This is a genomic window from Streptomyces sp. A012304 (assembly GCF_026008495.1).
In the GTDB taxonomy this organism is placed as follows: Bacteria; Actinomycetota; Actinomycetes; order Streptomycetales; family Streptomycetaceae; genus Streptomyces.
Genome location: NZ_BQUN01000111.1, coordinates 64,431 through 82,827 on the forward strand (window position 1 = coordinate 64,431; position 18,397 = coordinate 82,827).

Below are 18,397 nucleotides of genomic sequence, written 5' to 3' on the forward strand. Positions count from 1 at the left end.
TTTTCCCCGCGGCAGGGGCCGGCTGCCCGGGGTCGGCCGGAAGGCTGATCGGACACGCCTCGGGTGCGGGCAAGCGTGGCCGTTCGGCCGAGGTGGGCGCCTTCGCTCCGGCGGGAGATTGAGATCCGCGCTTCCCTTCCCCCGAGGAGCAGGTCGATGCCGCAGTCTCTTCTCACCACCGCAAGGCACCTCACGCGCGTCACCCTCCTGGCCGCCGCCGCACTCGTCACAGCCCTCTGCCTGCCGTCGCCGCACGGCGCCGCGGACACCGGCCGGCCGGCGCTCCGGCAACCACGGGCCGTGCTCGACCGGAGCCACGCACAGGAGCCGCCGGGGAACGCGGAGAGAGAACCGGCCGGCCACGCACCCTCCGCCGAGGACCCATGGCCCGGTGACAGACCACCCACAGGCGGCTCTCAGGGACGCGGGACACGGCCCGTGCCATGCCCGCCGGCGCCGCGCGGCGATCGCGAAACCGGTCCTCCCCAGGGCTGAAACCGGGTTGAGACCGTGGTGAACCGGCCGGGTCGCAGGCTCTGCGGCATGACGACGACGAACCAGGAACTCGCGATCGCGGCCACCGGGCTGCGCAGGTCCTACGGGGACAAGACCGTCCTCGACGGCATCGACATCCAGGTGCCCGCCGGCACGGTGTACTCGCTGCTCGGGCCGAACGGCGCCGGCAAGACCACGACGGTCGACATCCTGTCCACGCTGATCTCCGCCGACGGCGGCCGGGCGCGGGTCGCGGGCCACGACCTCGCCACCGACCCCCAGGCGATCCGCGCCACCATCGGCGTCACCGGCCAGTTCTCCGCCGTGGACGGCCTGATCACCGGAGAGGAGAACATGTGGCTCATGGCGGATCTGCACCACCTCTCCCGCAGGGAGGGCCGACAGGTCACCGCCGAGCTGCTGGAACGCTTCGACCTGGTCGACGCCGCGAAGAAGCCCGCCTCCACCTACTCCGGCGGCATGAAACGCCGCCTCGACATCGCCATGACCCTGGTCGGCGACCCGCGGATCATCTTCCTCGACGAACCGACCACCGGCCTGGACCCCCGCTCCCGCCACACCATGTGGCAGATCATCCGCGAACTGGTCTCCGACGGCGTCACCGTCTTCCTCACCACCCAGTACCTGGAGGAGGCCGACCAGCTCGCCGACCGCATCGCCGTGCTCAACGACGGGAAGATCGCCGCCGAAGGGAGCGCCGAGGAACTCAAACGGCTCGTCCCCGGCGGCCATGTACGACTGCGCTTCTCCGACCCGGTGGCGTACGAAAGGGCGGCGACCGCCCTGCGCGAAGCCTCCCGGGACGACGAGGCGCTCACCCTCCAGATCCCCAGCGACGGCAGTCAGCGCGAACTGCGCGCCGTCCTCGACTGGCTGGACTCGGCCGATATCGAGGCCGACGAGCTGTCCGTGCACACCCCGGACCTGGACGACGTGTTCTTCGCCCTGACCGCCGGCGGCCCCACCCCCGCCCGCGCCACCGACGACCGTCGGTCCACGACCCCCGCCCGCTCCACCGACGAGGAGACCGCCCGATGAGCGCGACGACGACCTCCACGACCTCGACGACCTCGACGACGAGCGGGACGACCGGTGCCGCCCGCGGGTCCCGGCACGCCCACCCCTTCCGCGACAACCTCACCATGCTGCGGCGCAACCTCCTGCACGCCCGCCGCTACCCCTCGCTCACCCTCAACCTCCTGCTCACCCCGGTCGTCCTGCTGCTGCTCTTCGTGTACGTCTTCGGCGGCGTGATGAGCGCCGGCATCACGGGCGGTCCCGCGGACCGTGCCGACTACGTCGCCTACCTGGTCCCCGGCATCCTGCTCCTGACCGCGGCCATGACCACGCTCGGCACCGCCGTGTCCGTGGCCAACGACATGACAGAGGGGATCATCGCCCGGTTCCGCACCATGGCGATCTCCCGCACCTCCGTGGTGACCGGCCATGTGATCGGCAGTGTGATCCAGACGCTGACGGCCCTGGTGCTGGTGCTGGGCATCGGGCTGGCCATCGGGTTCCGGCCCGACGCGACGCCGGTGGAGTGGATCGCGGCGGCCGGACTGCTGGCCCTGTTCAGCCTCGGGCTGACCTGGCTCATGGTCGGCGTCGGCCTGGTGAGCCCCAACGCGGAGGGTGCCAGCAACATCGCCCAGCCGCTGGTGATGCTGCCCTTCCTGTCCAGCGCGTTCGTGCCGGTGGACGCCATGCCGGGCTGGTTCGGCTGGTTCGCCGAGTACCAGCCGTTCTCGCCCGCCATCGAGACCCTGCGCGGGCTGCTGCTGGGCACCGGGATCGGCACCACGAACGCCGTGCTCGCCGTCGGCTGGAGTCTGGGCCTGACCGTGCTGGGCTATCTGTGGTCCAAGGCGCAGTTCAATCGTGAACCCCGGCGCTGAGCTCCCGCAGGGCCACCGCCCGCAACTCCCCCCGCTCCAGGGCGGCGTACCTCGACACCGCGTCGGCGTACGCCGCCCCGTCGGCGTTCTCGGCCGCCTCGCGGGACCGGGTGTGGGACAGGGTGGGGAACTCCCGCACCGCCGGCATCCGCTCCGCCAGCGCCACCAGCCGTACGGCCGCCGCGTCACCCCGGGCCAGCCCGACGAACCCGAGCGCCAGCAGCACGCTCCCGTACACCGGCAGGTCCACGGGACCGCCCCCACCGGAGGACCGGCCGGAACGGGGTGAGCCGGAGGGCCCCGCGGCGCCGGGCGGACCCGAGGGGTCGGTCAGCATGTCCAGCAGGCGTTCCCGCAGCTGGCCGGCCAGCTCGGTGGCCCGCTCCAGCCGGCCGTGCTGGGCGTGTGCCGCCAGCGCGGCCGACCGCACCTGGAGCGACCACGGGTCCAGGAACGGATCGTCGGTGTGCCGCAGGCTGTACTCCCGCATCTGCTCCGCCGCCTGCCACCACAGCCCCAGCCCGACCTCGGTGAGCCCCCGGGCCAGCGCGATCTCCGCCCGCGCCGTCAGCTCGTTGACGGCGCCCTCCTGCTGCTGCTCCAGGATCGCCAGTCCCATCCAGTACTCCGCCTCGTCGACCTCCCCGCGCTGCAGACAGGCCAGCACCAGCCCCCAGCGGACGCCGATCAGGTCCGAGGAGTCGCCGAGCACGTCCAGCGCGGCCCGCAGATGCTCGTACGCCTCCGCGCCCCGCTCGGACTGCAGGCACAACTCGCTCAGCCGCCCTCGACTCAGCAGGTGCAGGGCCGGATTGCCGAGCGGCGCCAGGGTGTCGAGCATCCGCCGGGCGTACTCCAGCGCCCGCTCCACGTCGTGCTCGGACTCCCACACATAGCCGGCGACGCACGAGGCGATGCCCGCCAGCAGCGGCTCGTCGGCGTCGCAGAGGTCCCGCAGCCGCGCGTACTCCGGCGGCTGCGTCTCCGGGACGGCGCACAGGACGACGGCCAGCGCCCGCACCACGGTGTCCGGCGGGGCGGGCGGCAGCCGGCGCAGCGTGACGAGGTGGCGTACGGCGTGCGGGCCGAGGCCCATGAAGAGGCTGGCGGTGCACACCGTCGCCGCGCTGCGGGCCGTCTCCACGTCCTCCGGGTCCTCGGGACCGGGGCGGAAGTGGGACAGCGGCCCGCCGGTCTCGGCGGCGAGGGCGACGAGCCGGGCGTAGCTGGAGCCGGTGGCCCACAAGGAGGACAGCACGGCGGTGACGGCCGCGATGCTGGGCCCGTCGTCGCGGGCCAGCGCGTACCGCAGGGCCAGGACGAGGTTGTCCTGCTCGCCCCGGGTGTGTGCCAAGGAGGACAACGCGTCGTCGCCGAACAGCACATCGCGGTGGCGGCGTCCGAAGTCCCGGGCCCAGGACAGGAACCGGTCGGTCACCGCCTCCTCCTCGCCCGCCTCGGCGCGCCGGGCGGCGCTGAACTCGCGCAGGGTCTCCAGCATGTGGAAGCGCGCCCCGGAGGGGCTGTCGCCCACCCTGATCAGGGACTGGTCGGCGAGCTGTTCCAGCAGGGCCAGCGTGTCCCCGGTCCCGTCGAGTACGTACTCCGCCGCGTCCTCGGTGAAGCCGCCGGGGAACACCGACAGCGCGCGCAGCGCCGCCCTGCCGTCGGGCTCCAGCAGGTTCCAGCTCCACTCGACGACCGCCCGCAGCGTGCGATGCCGCTCGGGTGCGTCGCGGGCGCCGCCGCGCAGCAGGGCGAAGCGGTCCCGGAGGCGGTGGGAGATGTCGGCCACGGACAGCACCCGCACCCGGGCCGCGGCCAGCTCCACCGCCAGGGGCAGTCCGTCGAGGTGACGGCAGATGTCGGCCACCCGGTCGGCGGGCAGTTCCACGCCGGGCCTGGCCGCCCGCGCCCGCTGCTCGAAGAGTTCCACCGAGGTCTCCAGGGACAGCTCCGGCAGCGCGTACACCGACTCCGAGGTCAGCCCCAGCGGGGCCCGGCTGGTGGCCAGGATCCGCAGCCCCTGCGAGCGCGACACCAGCGCCCGCACGAGCTCCGCCGCACCGCGGATCACCTGCTCGCAGTTGTCCAGCACGAGCAGGACGGGCCCGGAACCCAGCGTGGCGACGATGCCGGTCACCGCGTCGCCGCCGCCGGTGAGCTGCCGCCCTTCCCCGGCGCCGACGGCCGAGGCCACCTCACCGGCCACGTCGTCGTCGGAGGTGATCCCGGCCAGGGGGACGAAGTGGACCACCGGCTGTTCGGCCGCGCGGCTCACCGCGTGGGAGAGCCGGGTCTTGCCCAGCCCGCCGGGGCCGACGACGGTGACCACCCGGACCTCGCGCAGCAGCCCGGACACGGCGGCGATGTCCGCGTCCCGCCCCAGCAGCGGGTTCGGGTCGTGCGGCACGCCGTGGCGGACCGGCGTCGCGTCCGCGCCGAGCAACTCCTGGTACACGGACCTGAGCCGGGGCCCCGGATCGGTGCCCAGCTCCTCCCGCAGCCCGCGCCGGTAGACGTCGTAGCGGGTCAGTGCGGCGGCCCGCCCCGCCGTGGCGGCCTCGCAGCGCAGCAGCTCCGCCAGCACCTCCTCGTCCCGCGGCAGTTCCCCGGCCAGCTCGGCCAGCGGCGCCGCCGCCTCCTCCCGCCGTCCCAGCCGGGCGAGTGCGAGCGCCCGGGAGCGCACCAGCGAACGCAAGGCCCGGAGCCGGTCGACGCGCAGCGCCACCACGGGATCGTGCAGGTCCTCCCCGGCGCCGGCGCCCACGCTCCCGTCCCACAGGGCGAGCCCCGCCTCGGCCCGCGCCAGGGCCCCCCGGTGATCCCCCGCCCTGCCGCGCTCGGCGCTCGCCGCCTCGTGCAGCAGCAGCGCGGAACTGTCGACCCGCTCCTCGTCCAGTGCCAGCCGGTACCCGGTGGGAGTGCTCACCACCACATCGGCACCCAGCTGAGCCCGCAGCCGCGACACGAGGATCTGCACCGCCTTGGCCGGCCGCTCCGGACGTTCGTCCGGCCACAGTCCCTCCACCAGCCGGCCGGTGGTGCAGCCGGTGCGCGGCTCCCGGGCGAGCAGCGCCAACAGCCCGCGCAGCCGGGGTGCGGTGATCTCCCGCCCACGACAGGCGACTTGGGACAGCAGGGCCAGCTCGGTGGTCACCCTCGAAGGTTAACCACCGGGGAGCCGGACGTTTCCGCCTGTCGGGACGGGACGCGTCGATCCGGCGTCACCGGGTTCATACCAGTCGCACCACCGTCACGTCCGAGGGCGCCCCGACCCGGGACGGCGGACCCCACGCGCCCGCGCCCATCGGTGGCTTCGACGGGCGGGGGCGGCCGATGCGCGGTCGGTGCGGGTTCTCAGTTCACGGTGAAGAAGTAGTCGTAGGCCGCCAGCCGGATGCCGGAGCGGGTCGTCGCGTAGACCGTGAGGTCGTGCCAGCCGTCCGTGGTCGGGGTCCAGTCGATGCTCGCGGTGTGGTCGGCGCCCGCGGGGACCGTGACCTCCGGGGCACCGTCGTTGAAGGTGTACGTGTAGCTCACGACGTCCTTCACCTTCGGCGTGAACGTGAAGGTGCCGGGGACGCCGACGCCGCCGCCCGAACCGTTCTCGGGGTAGACGTCCGAGGCGACGGTGGGCGTGGTGTCGTAGCTGATGCCCCACCATGCCGCGTCACTGACCCAGCCGTTCGCGCTCTTGCTGGTCACCTGGACGTTCTGGTTGTAGACGCCGTCCATTGCCAGTTCCACGGTCGCCGTGCCGTCCGCCGCCGCCGCGACCTCGAAGGTCCTGTCGTTCTGACCGCCGGCGGTCTTCACGGAGTAGCTGACGACCGGGCTCTTCGCCTGGAGCCCCGGGTCGGGCCGGAGCGTGAACCGCGTCGGCTCACCGAACTCGGGCTCCGGGACGGCCGGGGTGACGGTGGGCCTCGTGGAGCCGACGTTGAAGCGGTAGCTGGTGACCGCCGACCCGTTGTAGGCCCGGTCCAGGCTGCGCACCCACAGGGTCATCGGACCGGAGCCGGCCGGCGGGACCAGGCGGAGCGTGGCCGAACCGCCGAGCGCGTCGGCACGCTTGAAGTACTTCGTGTCGGAGTACGGGTCGACGGGCTGCGGAATGCCGTACTCACCGATGCTCGTGCCGATGACCGGCAGGTCCTGCTGCCAGGAGAACGCGAACCCCTCGACGTCGTCGACACCGCCCGCGCTCAGCGTGAACTCGACCGGCTCGCCGCCCTCGTTCCACACGTCCGGCGGGTAGTTCGGCGAGGTGATGGTGGGCGCGTTCGCCGGGCGGGTGTTGTCGATCGTGACGTAGCAGGGCGCCGACCAGTCCGAGACCGCGTCCCCGACCACCGTCCGCGCCTGCCACGCGTAGCTCTGCCCGTCGGCGAGCGCACTGGCGGGCAGGGTGACGGGGGCCTCGAAGCCGGTGCGGACACGGTCGCGGGTGACCGTCGTGATCCGCGTCGGGTCGGAGACCGGCCAGACCTGGTACCGCACGCCGACCAGGGAGTCGCCGCCGGGGTCGGTGGTCCCGGGAATGCCCTCGACGACGAGGCCGTCGCCGGCCCAGCGGTACGAGGGCCGGTCCGCGTCGGTCGAGCAGTGCCGGTAGCCGTTGAACAGCTGGGTCGGTGTGGTGGGCGTCCCGTCGGCCGCGCTCGCGGGCGACGCGGCGGCGGTCAGTGCCAGCCCGAGAGTTCCCAGAGAAGCGAGGACGGCACGGGGTCTCGCGCCGAAGGACATGGTCAAGTGATCCTCCCGTTTGAATGCCCGCACACCGTGCCCGATGCGCACTGATGTGCGAGCGGCGAGGGGATCGTACTGGGGTGCCGTCGGCCGACGCATGAGGATTTAACCGAGCCGAGCGAGCCCTACAGACCCCCGGCCGACCACCGCGGAACCCCTGGGCTCCTGCCCCGGTGCTCATGGCGTGGAGAACAGGCCGGGAGCGGGAGGTGAGGGGTCGTCCGCGCGAACGCCGTTCGTGACCCGGAGGAACTCCAGCTTCTCCGCGTCGGTGGAACCCGCGGCCACCGTGTAGACGACGAGTCGGATGTCGCATCCCGGGACGGTGAGCACGTCGCAGTCGCAGGTCACCTCGCCGACCTGGGGGTGCACGATGGTCTTGCGGGCCGAGACGTGCGGGCCGACCGTGCCCTCGTCCCACAGTCGGGTGAACTCCGCGCTGGTGGAGCGCAGTTCCTCGACGAGGTCGGTCAGGCCGCGGTCGTGGGGGTAGTCGATGAGAGCTGTGCGCAGGTCGGCGACGAGGGCGGGTTTCAGGGCGTTGTCGTCCTGGAGCACGGGCCAGGACGCCAGCCGGCTGGGCCCTGTGGCGAAGACCGCCCGCGCCAGGTTGCGTTCGTCGTGTGTCCGTGCGCTGGGGTCGCCGATCAGTACTGACCATGCGGGAGTCCAGGACAGCAAGGTCCAGTCGGCGCTGAACACGCCCACGGGGAACTCCCCGAGGCGAGCCAGCATCCGTTGGACCCCGGCCGGAACATGCGTGGAGACCGTCCCCTCCTGTGGCGGAAGGAGGCCGGCCAGCCGGTAGGCGTGATCGCGTTCCATGGGCCGCAGTTGCAGTGCCCTGGCCAGGCTCGCGACGACCTGCGCCGAAGGGCTCGTGGCGCGGCCCTGCTCCAGCCGCACCACATAGTCGACCGACAGTCCCGCGAGTTCGGCGAGTTCCTCGCGCCGCAACCCCACCGCACGTCGTCCCGGCCGCGAGGTCCGCCCGACATCGGCGGGAGAGAGCCGGTCGCGCCAGCGGCGCAACGCCGTGCCAAGGGTCTCGTCCACCCGGCCATTGTGTCCGCCGTGCAGCCGTTGTGCCTGGTACTGGCAGTCCTACCGTCGGGGAGGGCACTGGTTGTCCTCTCGTCACGGGCCGAGAGTGGGCGCATGACCACCACATTCATCACCGGAGCCAACAAGTCCCTCGGGTATGAGACCGCCCGCCGCTTGATCGAGGCCGGCCACACCGTCCTCATCGGCGCTCGTGATCCAGAGCGCGGTCAGGCGGCCGCCGACGCACTCGGTGCCCGTTTCGTCCAGATCGACGTGACCGACGACGCGTCGGTGGCCGCGGCCGCCGCCGACATCGGGGCTCGCGAGGGCGGCATCGACGTCCTGATCAACAACGCCGGTGTCTTCGGGCCGCATCTCCCCGCCGAGCAGCTCACGGCCGCGGACGCGTCTACGGTGTTCGAGGTCAACGTCGTGGGGATCGTCCGGGTGACGCACGCGTTCCTGCCTCTGCTGCGCAAGTCCGCGAGCCCCGTCATCGTCAATGTCTCCAGCGGCATGGGGTCGTTCGCGGCCACACACGACCCCGGGCGCGTCGAGGGCCGGGCCATCGCGCCGCTCTACACGGCGTCGAAAGCTGCTGTGACCATGCTGACCACGCAGTACGCGAAGTCCTGGCCGGACGTGAAGGTGAACGCGGCCGACCCGGGCTACACCGCGACCGACTTCAACGGGCACAGCGGCCCGCAGACGGTGACCGAGGGGACCGACGCGATCGTCGAACTCGCCACCATCGGGGCGGACGGGCCGACCGGGACCTTCCGGGACCGTCACGGTGAGATGGCCTGGTGATCCACCTCCGAATCCGGGGCGTGCCCGGCACGGACGGCCGAAACCGCAACGACGCCAGTCGATGCCATGCTCGACAAGGTTCCGGCCGGGCCGGACCCGTCGGCCGGCCCGGCGCAGGCCGGACACACCCATCACTGTCACGGCACCACGAAAGGGAACTGTCCGATGAGCGATGGCATCCTCTCCAGCGGTTGGGACGTCCTGGACGCCTCCCACGAAGCACTGCGCACGGCGGTCCGCGCCGTTCCCACCGACGGCTGGCGCCTGCCGACGCCCTGCGCGGCCTGGACCGTCACCCAGGTGCTCCAGCACGCCGTCGGCGACCAGATCGGCTACGCCGCCGCGCTGACCGGCGAACCCGGCCCCGCTTTCGACCCGTTCGCCCCGTCGGGCGAGATGGAGGGGGCGGACCCGGCGGCGTTCCTGGAGGACGCCCTGGCACGCGCGGCGAAGGCGTGGGCCGGGGTCGACCGGGACGTCGCCGAGGTGCCCACGCCGGTGCCGCCGCACAGGCTGTCCCCGTGGTCCGGCTCGGCGGCGTGCGGGCTGGACGCGGCGGTCCACGCCTGGGACATCGCCGTGGCGACGGGCCAGCCGTCGCCGCTCACGCCCGAACTGGCCCGCCCCCTCCTCAAGATCGCCAGGGAGATCGTCGAGCCGCTGCGCCCCCGCGCGTACACCGCCGCCCTGACCCCGGAGCCGGGCGACGACGACGTGGCGGCCCTCCTGCGTTACCTCGGCCGCGATCCCCGCTGGAGCGTCTCTTAGGGCACGCTATGGGCACGGGGTGCGAAGACCGGTGGGCAGAGCGCGTTCACAGACGGGCATGGCGTTGGGCGGGGCTCGGTCGGACGTCCGGTTGGGCAGAGCCTTCGCGCGTGCACAGAGAGGGGTCGATCCCGTGCCACGTCGCAGGGCCGACGGTCACGGCTTCCTCGGGAACGGCCGACGCTCGCCGTTGGTTCATTTGCCGGCTGCGGGGCCGTACCACTGGAGCGCCTGGCCGGTGACTGCGGCGATGCACTCGAAGTCCGGGTCGCGGTGCAGCAGCGTCAGTCCCTGCAACTCGGCCGTAGCGGCCACCACGAGGTCGACGGCCCCGGCGCTGCGGTGCTGTCCGCGCTGGGTGAGGATCTCCTGGACCCGCCAGGCCCGGTCGTAGGCACGGTCGTCAACCGGCACCCAGCCGAAGAGCAGGCGCATGTCTTCCTTGCCTTGCGCGCGGTCGGCGGCCGACCGCGCGCTGTAGAAGAACTCCAGCTCGGTGATGGGGCAGGTGGCGATGAGTCCGGCGGCAGCCGCCTGGTCCCATCCGTACTGCTCGGCGTCGCCGCGCAGCATGCGGGCGAGCGCGCTGGTGTCGATCAGGTATTGCGCGGCGTTCACCGGCGGTAGTTCCCCTTGTCCTCGAAGAGGTCGAGGTCGAGACGTTTCCGGTGAACCGCCACAGGCTGTGCCCGTCCGGCACTAGGGTCCGTCTTCAAAGATCATCGAATGGTGGATGTCGGCGTACGCCCGAGTATGCACAGGCAGGTACAACCGAACGTGCACGGCATGGGCGCGTGGTCTCGTCCCGGTGGCTGGCGGTTGCGGCTTTGTTGATCAGCTGTGGAGAGGGGCGAGTTGTGCTGCGCGGTTGGTGAGGTGGCGCCGTTCCGGTGTGCTGGTGGTGCGTCGGGCGGCGTCGCGGTAGGCGTCCGCCGCCGCGTCGTGCTCGCCGAGCAGTTCCAGGAGGTGCGCCCGGGTGGCGAGCAGGCGGTGGTGGCCGGCCATCCTTTTGTCGGACTGCAGGGCGGCGAGGAGGTCCAGCCCGGCGGCGGGTCCGTCCACCATGGCGACGGCGACTGCCCGGTTGAGGGTGACCATCGGGTTCGGCGCGATCTGTTCCAGGAGCCCGTACAGCACCAGGATTTGCGGCCAGTCCGTGGCATCGACGTGCTCAGCCTCGTCGTGGACGGCGGCGATGGCCGCCTGCACCTGGTAGGCGCCGACCTGACCGCGGGGCAGGGTGCGGCTGATCAAGTCGGTTCCCTCGGCGATGAGTCGGCGGTCCCACGTGCTGCGGTTCTGCTCCGCCAGTGGCACCAAGTCACCGTCGGGTGTTGTACGTGCCGGGCGGCGGGCGTCGGTGAGTAGCATCAGTGCCAGCAGCCCTGCGGTTTCGCCGTCGTCGGGCAGCAGGCGGTGCAGCAACCGGGTAAGCCGGATCGCCTCGGCCGACAGTGTCGGCGCGGTCAGGTCGGTGCCGTCTGTGGTGGTGTACCCCTCGTTGAAGATCAGGTACAGCACGTGCAGCACCTCGCCCAGCCGCTCGGCGCGCTCTGCCGCCTGCGGCATGCGCAGCGGTGTGCCGGAGGTCTTGATGGTCTGCTTGGCCCTGCTGATGCGCTGGGCCATGGTCGCCTCGGGGACCAGGAATGCGGCCGCGATCTGCGCGGTGGTCAGGCCGCCGACCGCGCGTAGCGTCAGCGCGATCCGGCTGGGCTGGGACAGCCCTGGGTGGCAGCACAGGAACAGCAGCGCGAGGGAGTCGTCTCGGTCCGCCTGGGGCGTGGCGTCGGCGGCGGCGCTGAGCATCTCCGCCTGCGGGGTGGCCAGGGCGATGCGGTCTTCGCGGTTCCTGCGTGCCTGTTCGCTGCGTACGTGGTCCACCAGCTTGCGAGAGGCGACGGTGACCAGCCAGCCCCTGGGGTTGTCCGGTACTCCCTCGGCCGGCCACTGGAGCGCGGCGGCGAGCAGCGACTCCTGGACGGCGTCCTCACACGTGTCGAAGACGCCGTACCGGCGGACGAGCGCGCCGAGGACCTGCGGCGCCAGCTCGCGCAGCAGATCCTCGGCGCTTCGGTCCATGCTCACACGTCCGCCGCGGACTCGTGCATGACCGGCCACAGTTCGACGGGCTCCACGTCGGCGAAGGGCATGTCCGCCGCGATCTGCTGCGCGCGCTCCAGGCTTTCGCAGTCGAGCAGGTAGAAGCTGGCGATGTACTCCTTGGTCTCCAGGTACGGGCCGTCGGTGACCGCCGGGGCCCCGTCCTTGCGGCGCACCAGCTGGGCGTTGGCCGCGTCCGCCAGGCCGTAGGCGCCCACAAGTTCCCCGCTCTCGCGGTACTTCTTGTTGAACGCCTCCTGCTTGGCGATGGCCTCCGGCCACGCCTCGGCCGGGAAGGAGTCCCACTTGGCCTGGTTGCCGTAGATCATCGCTACGTACTTCATCTCGAGTATCCCCTCGGCTCCGCGCGCCCCGTCGGCACGCTGTCACCCTTCAGTCGGAGCCGGAAGTGGGTCCTCGACATCCGATGACAACTTTCTTGAACTTCTTTTCCGAGCCGCCGAAGACAGGCTCGAGCACCCCAGCGACACAAACGATCAACCTACCCGGCACCCCTTCGACGGGACAGGGGCTTGTGTACGTTCACGCGTACCTGGCTGTGCACATTGCCCTGTACGCCGACAGTGGATCACGGTCGGGTGATACGCCGTCATGAACTCACCGATCAGGAGTGGGAGTTACTCGCTCCGCTCATACCGCGGGCCGCGACGGGCCGTCCGCGTGTGGAGGACCGGCAGGTCATCAACGGGATGGTCTACAAGATCCGAACCGGGATCTCCTGGCGTGACCTGCCGGAACGCTACGGGCCGTGGAAGACGGTCTACACCCGCTTCCGCCGCTACGCCCTGAACGGTTCACCCGGGCACTCCAGCAGATCCAGGCCCGCGCCGACGCGGCCGGCGACATCGACTGGCTCGTCCAGATCGACTCCACCATCGTCCGCGCCCACCAACACGCCGCCGCCACCGGCCGAAAAGGGGGATCCACCGGCCGGACGAACCAGACGATCACGCCCTCGGCCGATCGCGAGGAGGCCTGACCACCAAAATCCACCTCGCCTGCGACGGCAAGGGACGCCCGCTCGCGATCCTGCTGACACCCGGCCAACGCCACGACAGCATCTGCGCGCGTCCCCTCCTGGAACGCATCCGGGTTCCGCGGACCGGACTTGGACGGCCCCGCTCCAAACCCGACCAGGTCATCGCCGACAAGGCCTACAGCTCCCGAGGATTCCGCGCCTACCTGCGCAAACGCGGCATCGCCTGCACCATCCCGGAGAAAGCCGACCAGCAGCGGCACCGGCACAACCGCGGCCGTCGCGGCGGCCGACCACCGGCGTTCGACCGGCAGGTACCGCCGACGCAACGTCGTCGAGCGCTGTTTCAACCATCTCAAAGGCTTCCGTGGCATCGCCACCAGATACGACAAGACCGCTACCTCCTACGAGGCAGCGGTCAGTCTCGCGTCATTCCTGCTCTGGGCAAGATCCGTTTGAAGACGGACCCTAGAGTTCCGCCGTGCATTGAGTGTGCGGCACGTCACACGGGGCCGGTCCACAGATGGCGAGGGGGGCCTTTCACGTATGACGCGTGCTGTCGGGGTGGGGGGTTATGTGCGAGTTGATCAAGGGTGCCAACGTAGGTCTGCAGGGCGACGCACACCGGGGCCATTCCGAGTAATGGCCCGTCCTGGGTGACCTGCCGTCATGCCCGTGTGGCGGTCTTCTCCGGCATCGTCTTCGCCGGGACGCGGTGCAGTCCCTTGCGGTCGTGAAAGGGGTGACTGCCCCAGGTGCGGGCCGAGGACGTCCTCGCCTGCGGGGCAGACCGCGAGGCAGTAGCCGGACTTGTAGCCGGGGGGCGAGCTCAGGCTCTGCCACATGGAGGCGCTCTCGGAATCGCTGACGCGGGAGCGGTAGTCGGCGGCGTCCTCGCTGTCGGCCACGGTCTGTGCCCAGTCGGTGAACCCGCTCATGAACTCGCGGTAGTTGTGCGTGGTGCAGGCCAGTGCGTCGAAGGCGCCGTCCTTGGCGATGGCGCCGACCGGGCAGGCCGCGACGCACAACTTGCAGTCGATACAGGGGTTGTAGTCCAGTGCCTGTCCGTACGCGCTCACCTCCGCGTCCACCAGGACGGTCACGAGCAGGATGAAGCTGCCGAACTTCGGGTGGATGACGTTGCGGTGCAGGCCCATCACGCCGAGCCCGGCGGCCACCGCGACCGTCTTGTGCGCCACCACCCAGATCCGTTCGCTGGGGAAGCGGTCCATCTCCTGGGGGAAGCCGACCGACGGGTTGAGGGCGCGGTAGCCGGCGTCCTGGAGTGCCTGGGTGACACTGCGGGCGGCGTGGTTGGCCTGTTCGTCGGTCTGGTGGAACTCCTGGTTGGCCACGCTGCGGGCGGGGGAGCGGCAGTTGTCGCGGTTCATCCGGACCGCCATCGCGATCAGGGCGCGAGTGCCGGGCAACGCGGACAGCGCGTACTCACGCTCACCGGCCAGGTCGGGGTGGTCCAGGCTGACCGCGGCGACGTCGTCCGCCCCGGCCGCCAGGCACAGCTCGCGCAGCCAGGCCGCGTCGATCACCGCGGGCGGGCGGCCCACGTCACCGCTCCTGCGCCGGGCGAGCGCGGCCCGCACCGACGGGTGGGCCGCCAGCTTCGGCGGAAGCCTGGGGTGAGTGGGTTGCCCCTCGGCGTCGGGCGCGGCAGTCATCCGTCCTCCTGGGGAAGCGGGTACGAGGCTCACCGTCACGGCGAGAAACCGATCGGTTTCGCCACCGTAAACCGATCGGTTTCGCACGCAAGCCCAAGTGGTGAGCCTCTCCTTCGGACTCCTTCGGACTGTCGGTCAAGGTCCTCGCGGGCGCCGGTGATCGATCGTCAGGCGGTCAGGGCTCGGCCCGCGGGTCGGGCCGGGGCGCCGGCCCTCGGAGGGTAACGGGCCTGAGAGGCCATGGGAGTTGCTCGGTCGCCGGGGGCCGGCTGCGACTCGCCGAGCGCATCGCTCGCCGCGGCTGCTCGTCGCGCCCGTCAATCGCCGCAGCTGCTCGTCACGCGATGCGTCAGCGCATGTCCGCCGCGTCGAGCAGGGTGGTCACGGTGGGAGCGACGAGCCCGGCCTGTGTGTCTGCCTTGATTCCCGCACGGGCGCTGGCGCCGTCGAAAACCAGGATCAGCTGGCGGGCCAGCAGGTCCGGGTCGCTCGCCCCGCCCTGTTCGGCCTCGGCGCGGAAGAAGGCCGTCAGGTTCTCCTTGACCCTGTGGGCCACCTGGCTCGCGGGGTGGCTCGGGTCCTTGAGCTCGATCTGTACGACGAGGTACCGGCAGCCCTGGAAGTCGGGTGCGCCCGCCTGTGCCTCCGCCTGTTCGAAGACGTGCAGGATCCGCTCGCGGGGTGGACGGTTGTCGTCCGCCGCGGGAAGGAGTGCCGTCACGTAGGCGGAGGCGCGTTCCTCCAGGCTCGCCGCCAGCAGTTCGCCCTTGCTCTCGAACAGCTTGTACATGGAGCGCTTGGACACCCCCGCCGCCTTGCACAGCGCGTCGACGCCGATGTTGACGCCGTCTCGGTAGGTGAGCGTGGCCGCTGCCTCCAGCAGGCGCTCTCGGGAACCTGGCATTGCTTCGGTGGTCATATGGCGAGGTTAACTCGATTCCGACCTATTGGAAACCGATCGGTTTACGATGGGTGTCGAGAGGGAGCGGTAGAAGCCGGGCGGCGCCTTGACGGGGGTGCGCCCGGACGTCACACCCCCATCGCGGTCTCCGGCTCAGTGGGCGATCACCGGCTCGCCCTCCGATGGCGCCAGAGCCGTGTTCGGCATCAGGAATGCCGTGAGCACCGCACCGACCACGAAGATCCCGGCGCCCCACGCCAGGGTGGCCGTGTAGCTCTCGACCCCGGCCTGGGCCACGGTCAGTGCGCTGGGCTTGTGCGAGGACAGGTAATCGGTGGCGGCCGATGAGGCGACGGTGGTCAGCAGCGCCGTGCTGATCGAGCCGCCCACCTGCTGGCTGGTGTTGATCAGCGCCGAGGCGACACCCGCGTCCTCGTGGCGCACGCCTGCGGTCGCCCCCTGGAACGCGGTGGTCATCACCGCACCGATGCCGAGGCCCAGCAGGATCATGCCCGGCATGATGTCGGCGACGTAGGTGCTGTCCAGGGTGAGCCGGGTCAGCAGGGCCATGCCGGACGCGGAGACCAGGAAGCCGGCGCTGACCACGATCTTCGGGCCGACCCTGGGCAGCAGCAGCGAGGGCACCGTGGTCGAGGCGGCGACGATGCCGCCGACCATCGGCAGGAAGGACAGACCGGCCTCGATGGGGGAGTAGCCGATGCTGGCCTCCAGGTAGTAGGTCAGGAACAGGAAGATCGAGAACATACCCATGCCCAGGACGAACACGGCGAGGAACGAACCGCCTCGGGTGCGGTGCAGTACGACGCGCAGCGGCAACAGCGGATGCGTGACCCTGAGCTCCAGCCAGGCGAACACCGCGAGCAGCACCACGCCGCTGATCATGGAGCCGAGGGCGACCGGGTCGGTCCAGCTGGTGGATTCCACGTGCGCGAACCCGTAGACGATGCCGAACAGTGCGGCGCTCACCACGACGGTGCCAGGAAGGTCGATCCTGGGCCGCTCGGTGCCCACGGGCTTGGCCAGCAACAGCAGCGCACCGGCCAGCGCGACGCCCGCGAAAACGACGTTCACGTACATCACCCAGCGCCACGACGCCCATTCGGTGAGCATGCCGCCGAGCAGCAGCCCGACCGCGGCACCCGCACCGGACAACGCACTGAAGATGCCGAAGGCTTTCGGCCGTTCGGCCGGGTCGGTGAAGGTCACGCTGAGCAGGGAGAGCGCCGCGGGCGCGAGCAGCGCGGCGAAGACGCCCTGGCCCACGCGTGCCGCGACGAGGATTTCGAAGCTGCCGGCCGCACCGCCGACGACGGATGCGGCCGCGAAACCGAACAGGCCGGCCACGAACGTCGTACGTCGGCCGAACAGGTCACCGAGCCGGCCCCCGAGCAGCAGCAGGCTGCCGAACGCCAGGGCGTACCCCGTGATGACCCACTGCCGGCTGCCATCGCTGAAGCCGAGGTCATGCTGCGCTTCGGGCAGCGCGATGTTCACGACCGTCGCATCGAGCGTGACCATCAGCTGCGCCACGCCCAGCACGACGAGCACCCACCAGCGCACGGCATGTGAGCCGCGGCGGCCCGAGTCTGTTTTTCCGGAGGCGGGCGCCCCGCGGTCGAAGGTCGTAGTCATGTCTTCCCTTGCTGCTGGTCGTAGGCTGGACACCAGCCGGAAACCGATCTGTTTCCGTCAAGGGAAACAGATCGGTTTCCTGGGTGCAAGTGAGGGGGTGCTTCTGGCTCGCCGACGGTGCCGCCTCGACAAGCCATTGGCTGCTCCCTCGCGGCAGGGTTGTTCGGCCTGCGGCGGCGCCCTGGGTGTGCCCGGCCGGATGGGCGGGCGGAGGGCTCGTCGTCCCAGGGGTCCACGGGTACGGAACGCCCCGCTGAAGCCGAGCCCCTGACGGGGCTTGCGCACGGAAACCGACCGGTTTACCTTGATGGAAACTGATCGGTTTCTCATCCTCCGGTGAGAGTCATGACCGTTTTGGTAATCCCCTCACGCACAAGGAGCCGGCGAGATGCCCAGCCAAGAGTCCCGTCCCACGATTCACATTCCGGGGATCACCAGCCACACGATCTCCCCTCGCAGCGGCCGCGAGGGAGAACTGCGCTATCTCAAGGCGGGCACCGGCGCCCCCCTGGTTCTGCTGCACACCGTGCGCACCCAGGCCGAGCACTTCCGCCACCTCATCCCACTGATCGCCGACCACTACACCGTGTACGCCCTCGACCTGCCGGGGATGGGCTACTCCGAGATCGTGCCCGGAGCGTCGTACGACGAGCCGGCCATGCGCGCGGGCGTCAAGCGGCTGCTCACCGAACTCGACCTCCACGACGTGACGTTGGCCGGGGAGTCCATGGGGGCGGTGCTCGCTCTGACCACCGCGGCCGACCTGCCGGAGCGGGTACGGCGCGTCGTCGCGGTCAACACCTACGACTTCCGTGGCGGCATCGCCCGCTCCAGCCTCCTCGCCCGCGTGGTGGTCAGCGGTGTTCTCGCCCCGGGGGTGGGCCCGGTGATCGCCGGGGTGGAGCCCAGGCCCGCCCTCAGCAAGATCCTTCAGGGCGGGCTCGGCGACACGAGCGCGCTGCGCGAGGACTACGTGGACGAGCTCCTCCAGGTGGGCGCCCGACCGGGCTACCCGACCGTCGCCCGGGCCGTGTACCAGGCCCTGCCCAGCCTCATCGCGGCGCGTTCGCGCTATCGCGAGGTCAAGGCGCCGGTCCACTTCGTCTACGGCGAGAAGGACTGGTCCCGCCCCTCGGACCGGCAGGCCAACAAGGAACTGCTGCCGGCCGCCGACTTCACACAGGTGCCGAAGGCCGGCCACTTCATCGCCCTGGAACGGCCCGACGTGCTGGCTGACCTGCTGATCGCGGTGGCCTGACCCCGCGACCCCTGACCGACA

14 protein-coding genes and 1 pseudogene are annotated in these 18,397 nt (G+C 71.1%); 6 read left to right on the forward strand and 9 right to left on the reverse strand.

Annotation, left to right across the window (positions count from 1 at the left end; translation table 11 throughout):
- The first annotated feature begins 543 nt into the window (after nucleotides 1-543).
- A complete protein-coding gene (locus tag ALMP_RS28015; protein WP_264933277.1) occupies nucleotides 544-1,554 on the forward strand; it encodes an ATP-binding cassette domain-containing protein in 1,011 nt (336 codons plus the stop codon).
- Between the two features lie 104 nt (nucleotides 1,555-1,658).
- Entirely contained in the window at nucleotides 1,659-2,414 is a 756-nt protein-coding gene (locus ALMP_RS28020) for an ABC transporter permease (protein WP_264933491.1), read from the forward strand.
- Here ALMP_RS28020 and ALMP_RS28025 read toward each other — a convergent pair.
- The 3 genes from ALMP_RS28025 to ALMP_RS28035 form a co-directional block, all read right to left on the reverse strand.
- Entirely contained in the window at nucleotides 2,392-5,574 is a 3,183-nt protein-coding gene (locus ALMP_RS28025) for a BTAD domain-containing putative transcriptional regulator (protein ID WP_264933279.1), read from the reverse strand. The two genes, ALMP_RS28020 and ALMP_RS28025, sit on opposite strands and share 23 nt — an antisense overlap.
- Nucleotides 5,575-5,774: 200 nt before the next feature.
- The gene (locus tag ALMP_RS28030) at nucleotides 5,775-7,163 is read right to left on the reverse strand and encodes a hypothetical protein (RefSeq protein WP_264933493.1); all 1,389 of its coding nucleotides are present in this window, start codon (nucleotides 7,161-7,163) and stop codon (nucleotides 5,775-5,777) included.
- A 180-nt stretch (nucleotides 7,164-7,343) separates the two neighbouring features.
- Nucleotides 7,344-8,222 carry a helix-turn-helix domain-containing protein gene (locus ALMP_RS28035; RefSeq protein WP_264933281.1) on the reverse strand — a complete coding sequence of 293 codons (879 nt, stop codon included), beginning with the start codon at nucleotides 8,220-8,222 and terminating at the stop codon, nucleotides 7,344-7,346.
- 102 nt (nucleotides 8,223-8,324) lie between these two features.
- Between ALMP_RS28035 and ALMP_RS28040 the strand changes: the two genes are divergently transcribed.
- Complete coding sequence (locus ALMP_RS28040) at nucleotides 8,325-9,020, forward strand: SDR family NAD(P)-dependent oxidoreductase (RefSeq protein ID WP_264933283.1); 696 nt, start codon at nucleotides 8,325-8,327, stop codon at nucleotides 9,018-9,020.
- A 165-nt stretch (nucleotides 9,021-9,185) separates the two neighbouring features.
- Nucleotides 9,186-9,788 carry a TIGR03086 family metal-binding protein gene (locus tag ALMP_RS28045; protein ID WP_264933285.1) on the forward strand — a complete coding sequence of 201 codons (603 nt, stop codon included), beginning with the start codon at nucleotides 9,186-9,188 and terminating at the stop codon, nucleotides 9,786-9,788.
- A 195-nt stretch (nucleotides 9,789-9,983) separates the two neighbouring features.
- Here the strand turns inward: ALMP_RS28045 and ALMP_RS28050 are convergent, their stop codons facing one another.
- The 3 genes from ALMP_RS28050 to ALMP_RS28060 all read right to left on the reverse strand — a co-directional run bounded on the left by ALMP_RS28050 (nucleotide 9,984) and on the right by ALMP_RS28060 (nucleotide 12,235).
- Nucleotides 9,984-10,406 carry a PIN domain nuclease gene (locus ALMP_RS28050; RefSeq protein ID WP_264933287.1) on the reverse strand — a complete coding sequence of 141 codons (423 nt, stop codon included), beginning with the start codon at nucleotides 10,404-10,406 and terminating at the stop codon, nucleotides 9,984-9,986.
- A 216-nt stretch (nucleotides 10,407-10,622) separates the two neighbouring features.
- Nucleotides 10,623-11,870: an RNA polymerase sigma factor gene (locus ALMP_RS28055; RefSeq protein WP_264933289.1), complete on the reverse strand. Its 1,248-nt coding sequence runs from the start codon at nucleotides 11,868-11,870 to the stop codon at nucleotides 10,623-10,625.
- A gap of 2 nt (nucleotides 11,871-11,872) precedes the next feature.
- Nucleotides 11,873-12,235 (reverse strand): YciI family protein, encoded by a 363-nt coding sequence (locus ALMP_RS28060; protein ID WP_264933291.1) that lies wholly within the window; start codon nucleotides 12,233-12,235, stop codon nucleotides 11,873-11,875.
- A gap of 258 nt (nucleotides 12,236-12,493) precedes the next feature.
- Between ALMP_RS28060 and ALMP_RS28065 the strand changes: the two are divergent.
- Nucleotides 12,494-13,347 (forward strand): annotated as a pseudogene (locus ALMP_RS28065) (IS5 family transposase).
- A 128-nt stretch (nucleotides 13,348-13,475) separates the two neighbouring features.
- Here ALMP_RS28065 and ALMP_RS28070 read toward each other — a convergent pair.
- The 3 genes from ALMP_RS28070 to ALMP_RS28080 form a co-directional block, all read right to left on the reverse strand.
- Nucleotides 13,476-14,564, reverse strand: a complete 1,089-nt coding sequence (locus tag ALMP_RS28070) for a 4Fe-4S binding protein (RefSeq protein WP_264933293.1) — start codon at nucleotides 14,562-14,564, stop codon at nucleotides 13,476-13,478.
- A gap of 349 nt (nucleotides 14,565-14,913) precedes the next feature.
- A complete protein-coding gene (locus ALMP_RS28075; RefSeq protein ID WP_264933295.1) occupies nucleotides 14,914-15,483 on the reverse strand; it encodes a TetR/AcrR family transcriptional regulator in 570 nt (189 codons plus the stop codon).
- A gap of 135 nt (nucleotides 15,484-15,618) precedes the next feature.
- Nucleotides 15,619-17,118 (reverse strand): MFS transporter, encoded by a 1,500-nt coding sequence (locus tag ALMP_RS28080; protein WP_264933297.1) that lies wholly within the window; start codon nucleotides 17,116-17,118, stop codon nucleotides 15,619-15,621.
- Nucleotides 17,119-17,506: 388 nt separating this feature from the next.
- On the opposite strand from ALMP_RS28080, the gene ALMP_RS28085 reads away from it, so the two are divergent.
- Nucleotides 17,507-18,376, forward strand: a complete 870-nt coding sequence (locus tag ALMP_RS28085; RefSeq protein WP_264933299.1) for an alpha/beta fold hydrolase — start codon at nucleotides 17,507-17,509, stop codon at nucleotides 18,374-18,376.
- Nucleotides 18,377-18,397 lie beyond the last annotated feature (21 nt).

Excerpts from the sequence above, each read along its gene's own strand:
- ALMP_RS28015 (WP_264933277.1), top strand. The coding sequence starts at position 544 with ATGACGACGACGAACCAGGAACTCGCGATCGCGGCCACCGGGCTGCGC.
- ALMP_RS28020 (WP_264933491.1), top strand. The coding sequence starts at position 1,659 with ATGCTGCGGCGCAACCTCCTGCACGCCCGCCGCTACCCCTCGCTCACC.
- ALMP_RS28030 (WP_264933493.1), bottom strand. The coding sequence starts at position 7,163 with ATGTCCTTCGGCGCGAGACCCCGTGCCGTCCTCGCTTCTCTGGGAACT.
- ALMP_RS28040 (WP_264933283.1), top strand. The coding sequence starts at position 8,325 with ATGACCACCACATTCATCACCGGAGCCAACAAGTCCCTCGGGTATGAG.
- ALMP_RS28045 (WP_264933285.1), top strand. The coding sequence starts at position 9,186 with ATGAGCGATGGCATCCTCTCCAGCGGTTGGGACGTCCTGGACGCCTCC.
- ALMP_RS28055 (WP_264933289.1), bottom strand. The coding sequence starts at position 11,870 with ATGGACCGAAGCGCCGAGGATCTGCTGCGCGAGCTGGCGCCGCAGGTC.
- ALMP_RS28060 (WP_264933291.1), bottom strand. The coding sequence starts at position 12,235 with ATGAAGTACGTAGCGATGATCTACGGCAACCAGGCCAAGTGGGACTCC.
- ALMP_RS28070 (WP_264933293.1), bottom strand. The coding sequence starts at position 14,564 with ATGACTGCCGCGCCCGACGCCGAGGGGCAACCCACTCACCCCAGGCTT.
- ALMP_RS28075 (WP_264933295.1), bottom strand. The coding sequence starts at position 15,483 with ATGACCACCGAAGCAATGCCAGGTTCCCGAGAGCGCCTGCTGGAGGCA.
- ALMP_RS28080 (WP_264933297.1), bottom strand. The coding sequence starts at position 17,118 with ATGACTACGACCTTCGACCGCGGGGCGCCCGCCTCCGGAAAAACAGAC.
- ALMP_RS28085 (WP_264933299.1), top strand. The coding sequence starts at position 17,507 with ATGCCCAGCCAAGAGTCCCGTCCCACGATTCACATTCCGGGGATCACC.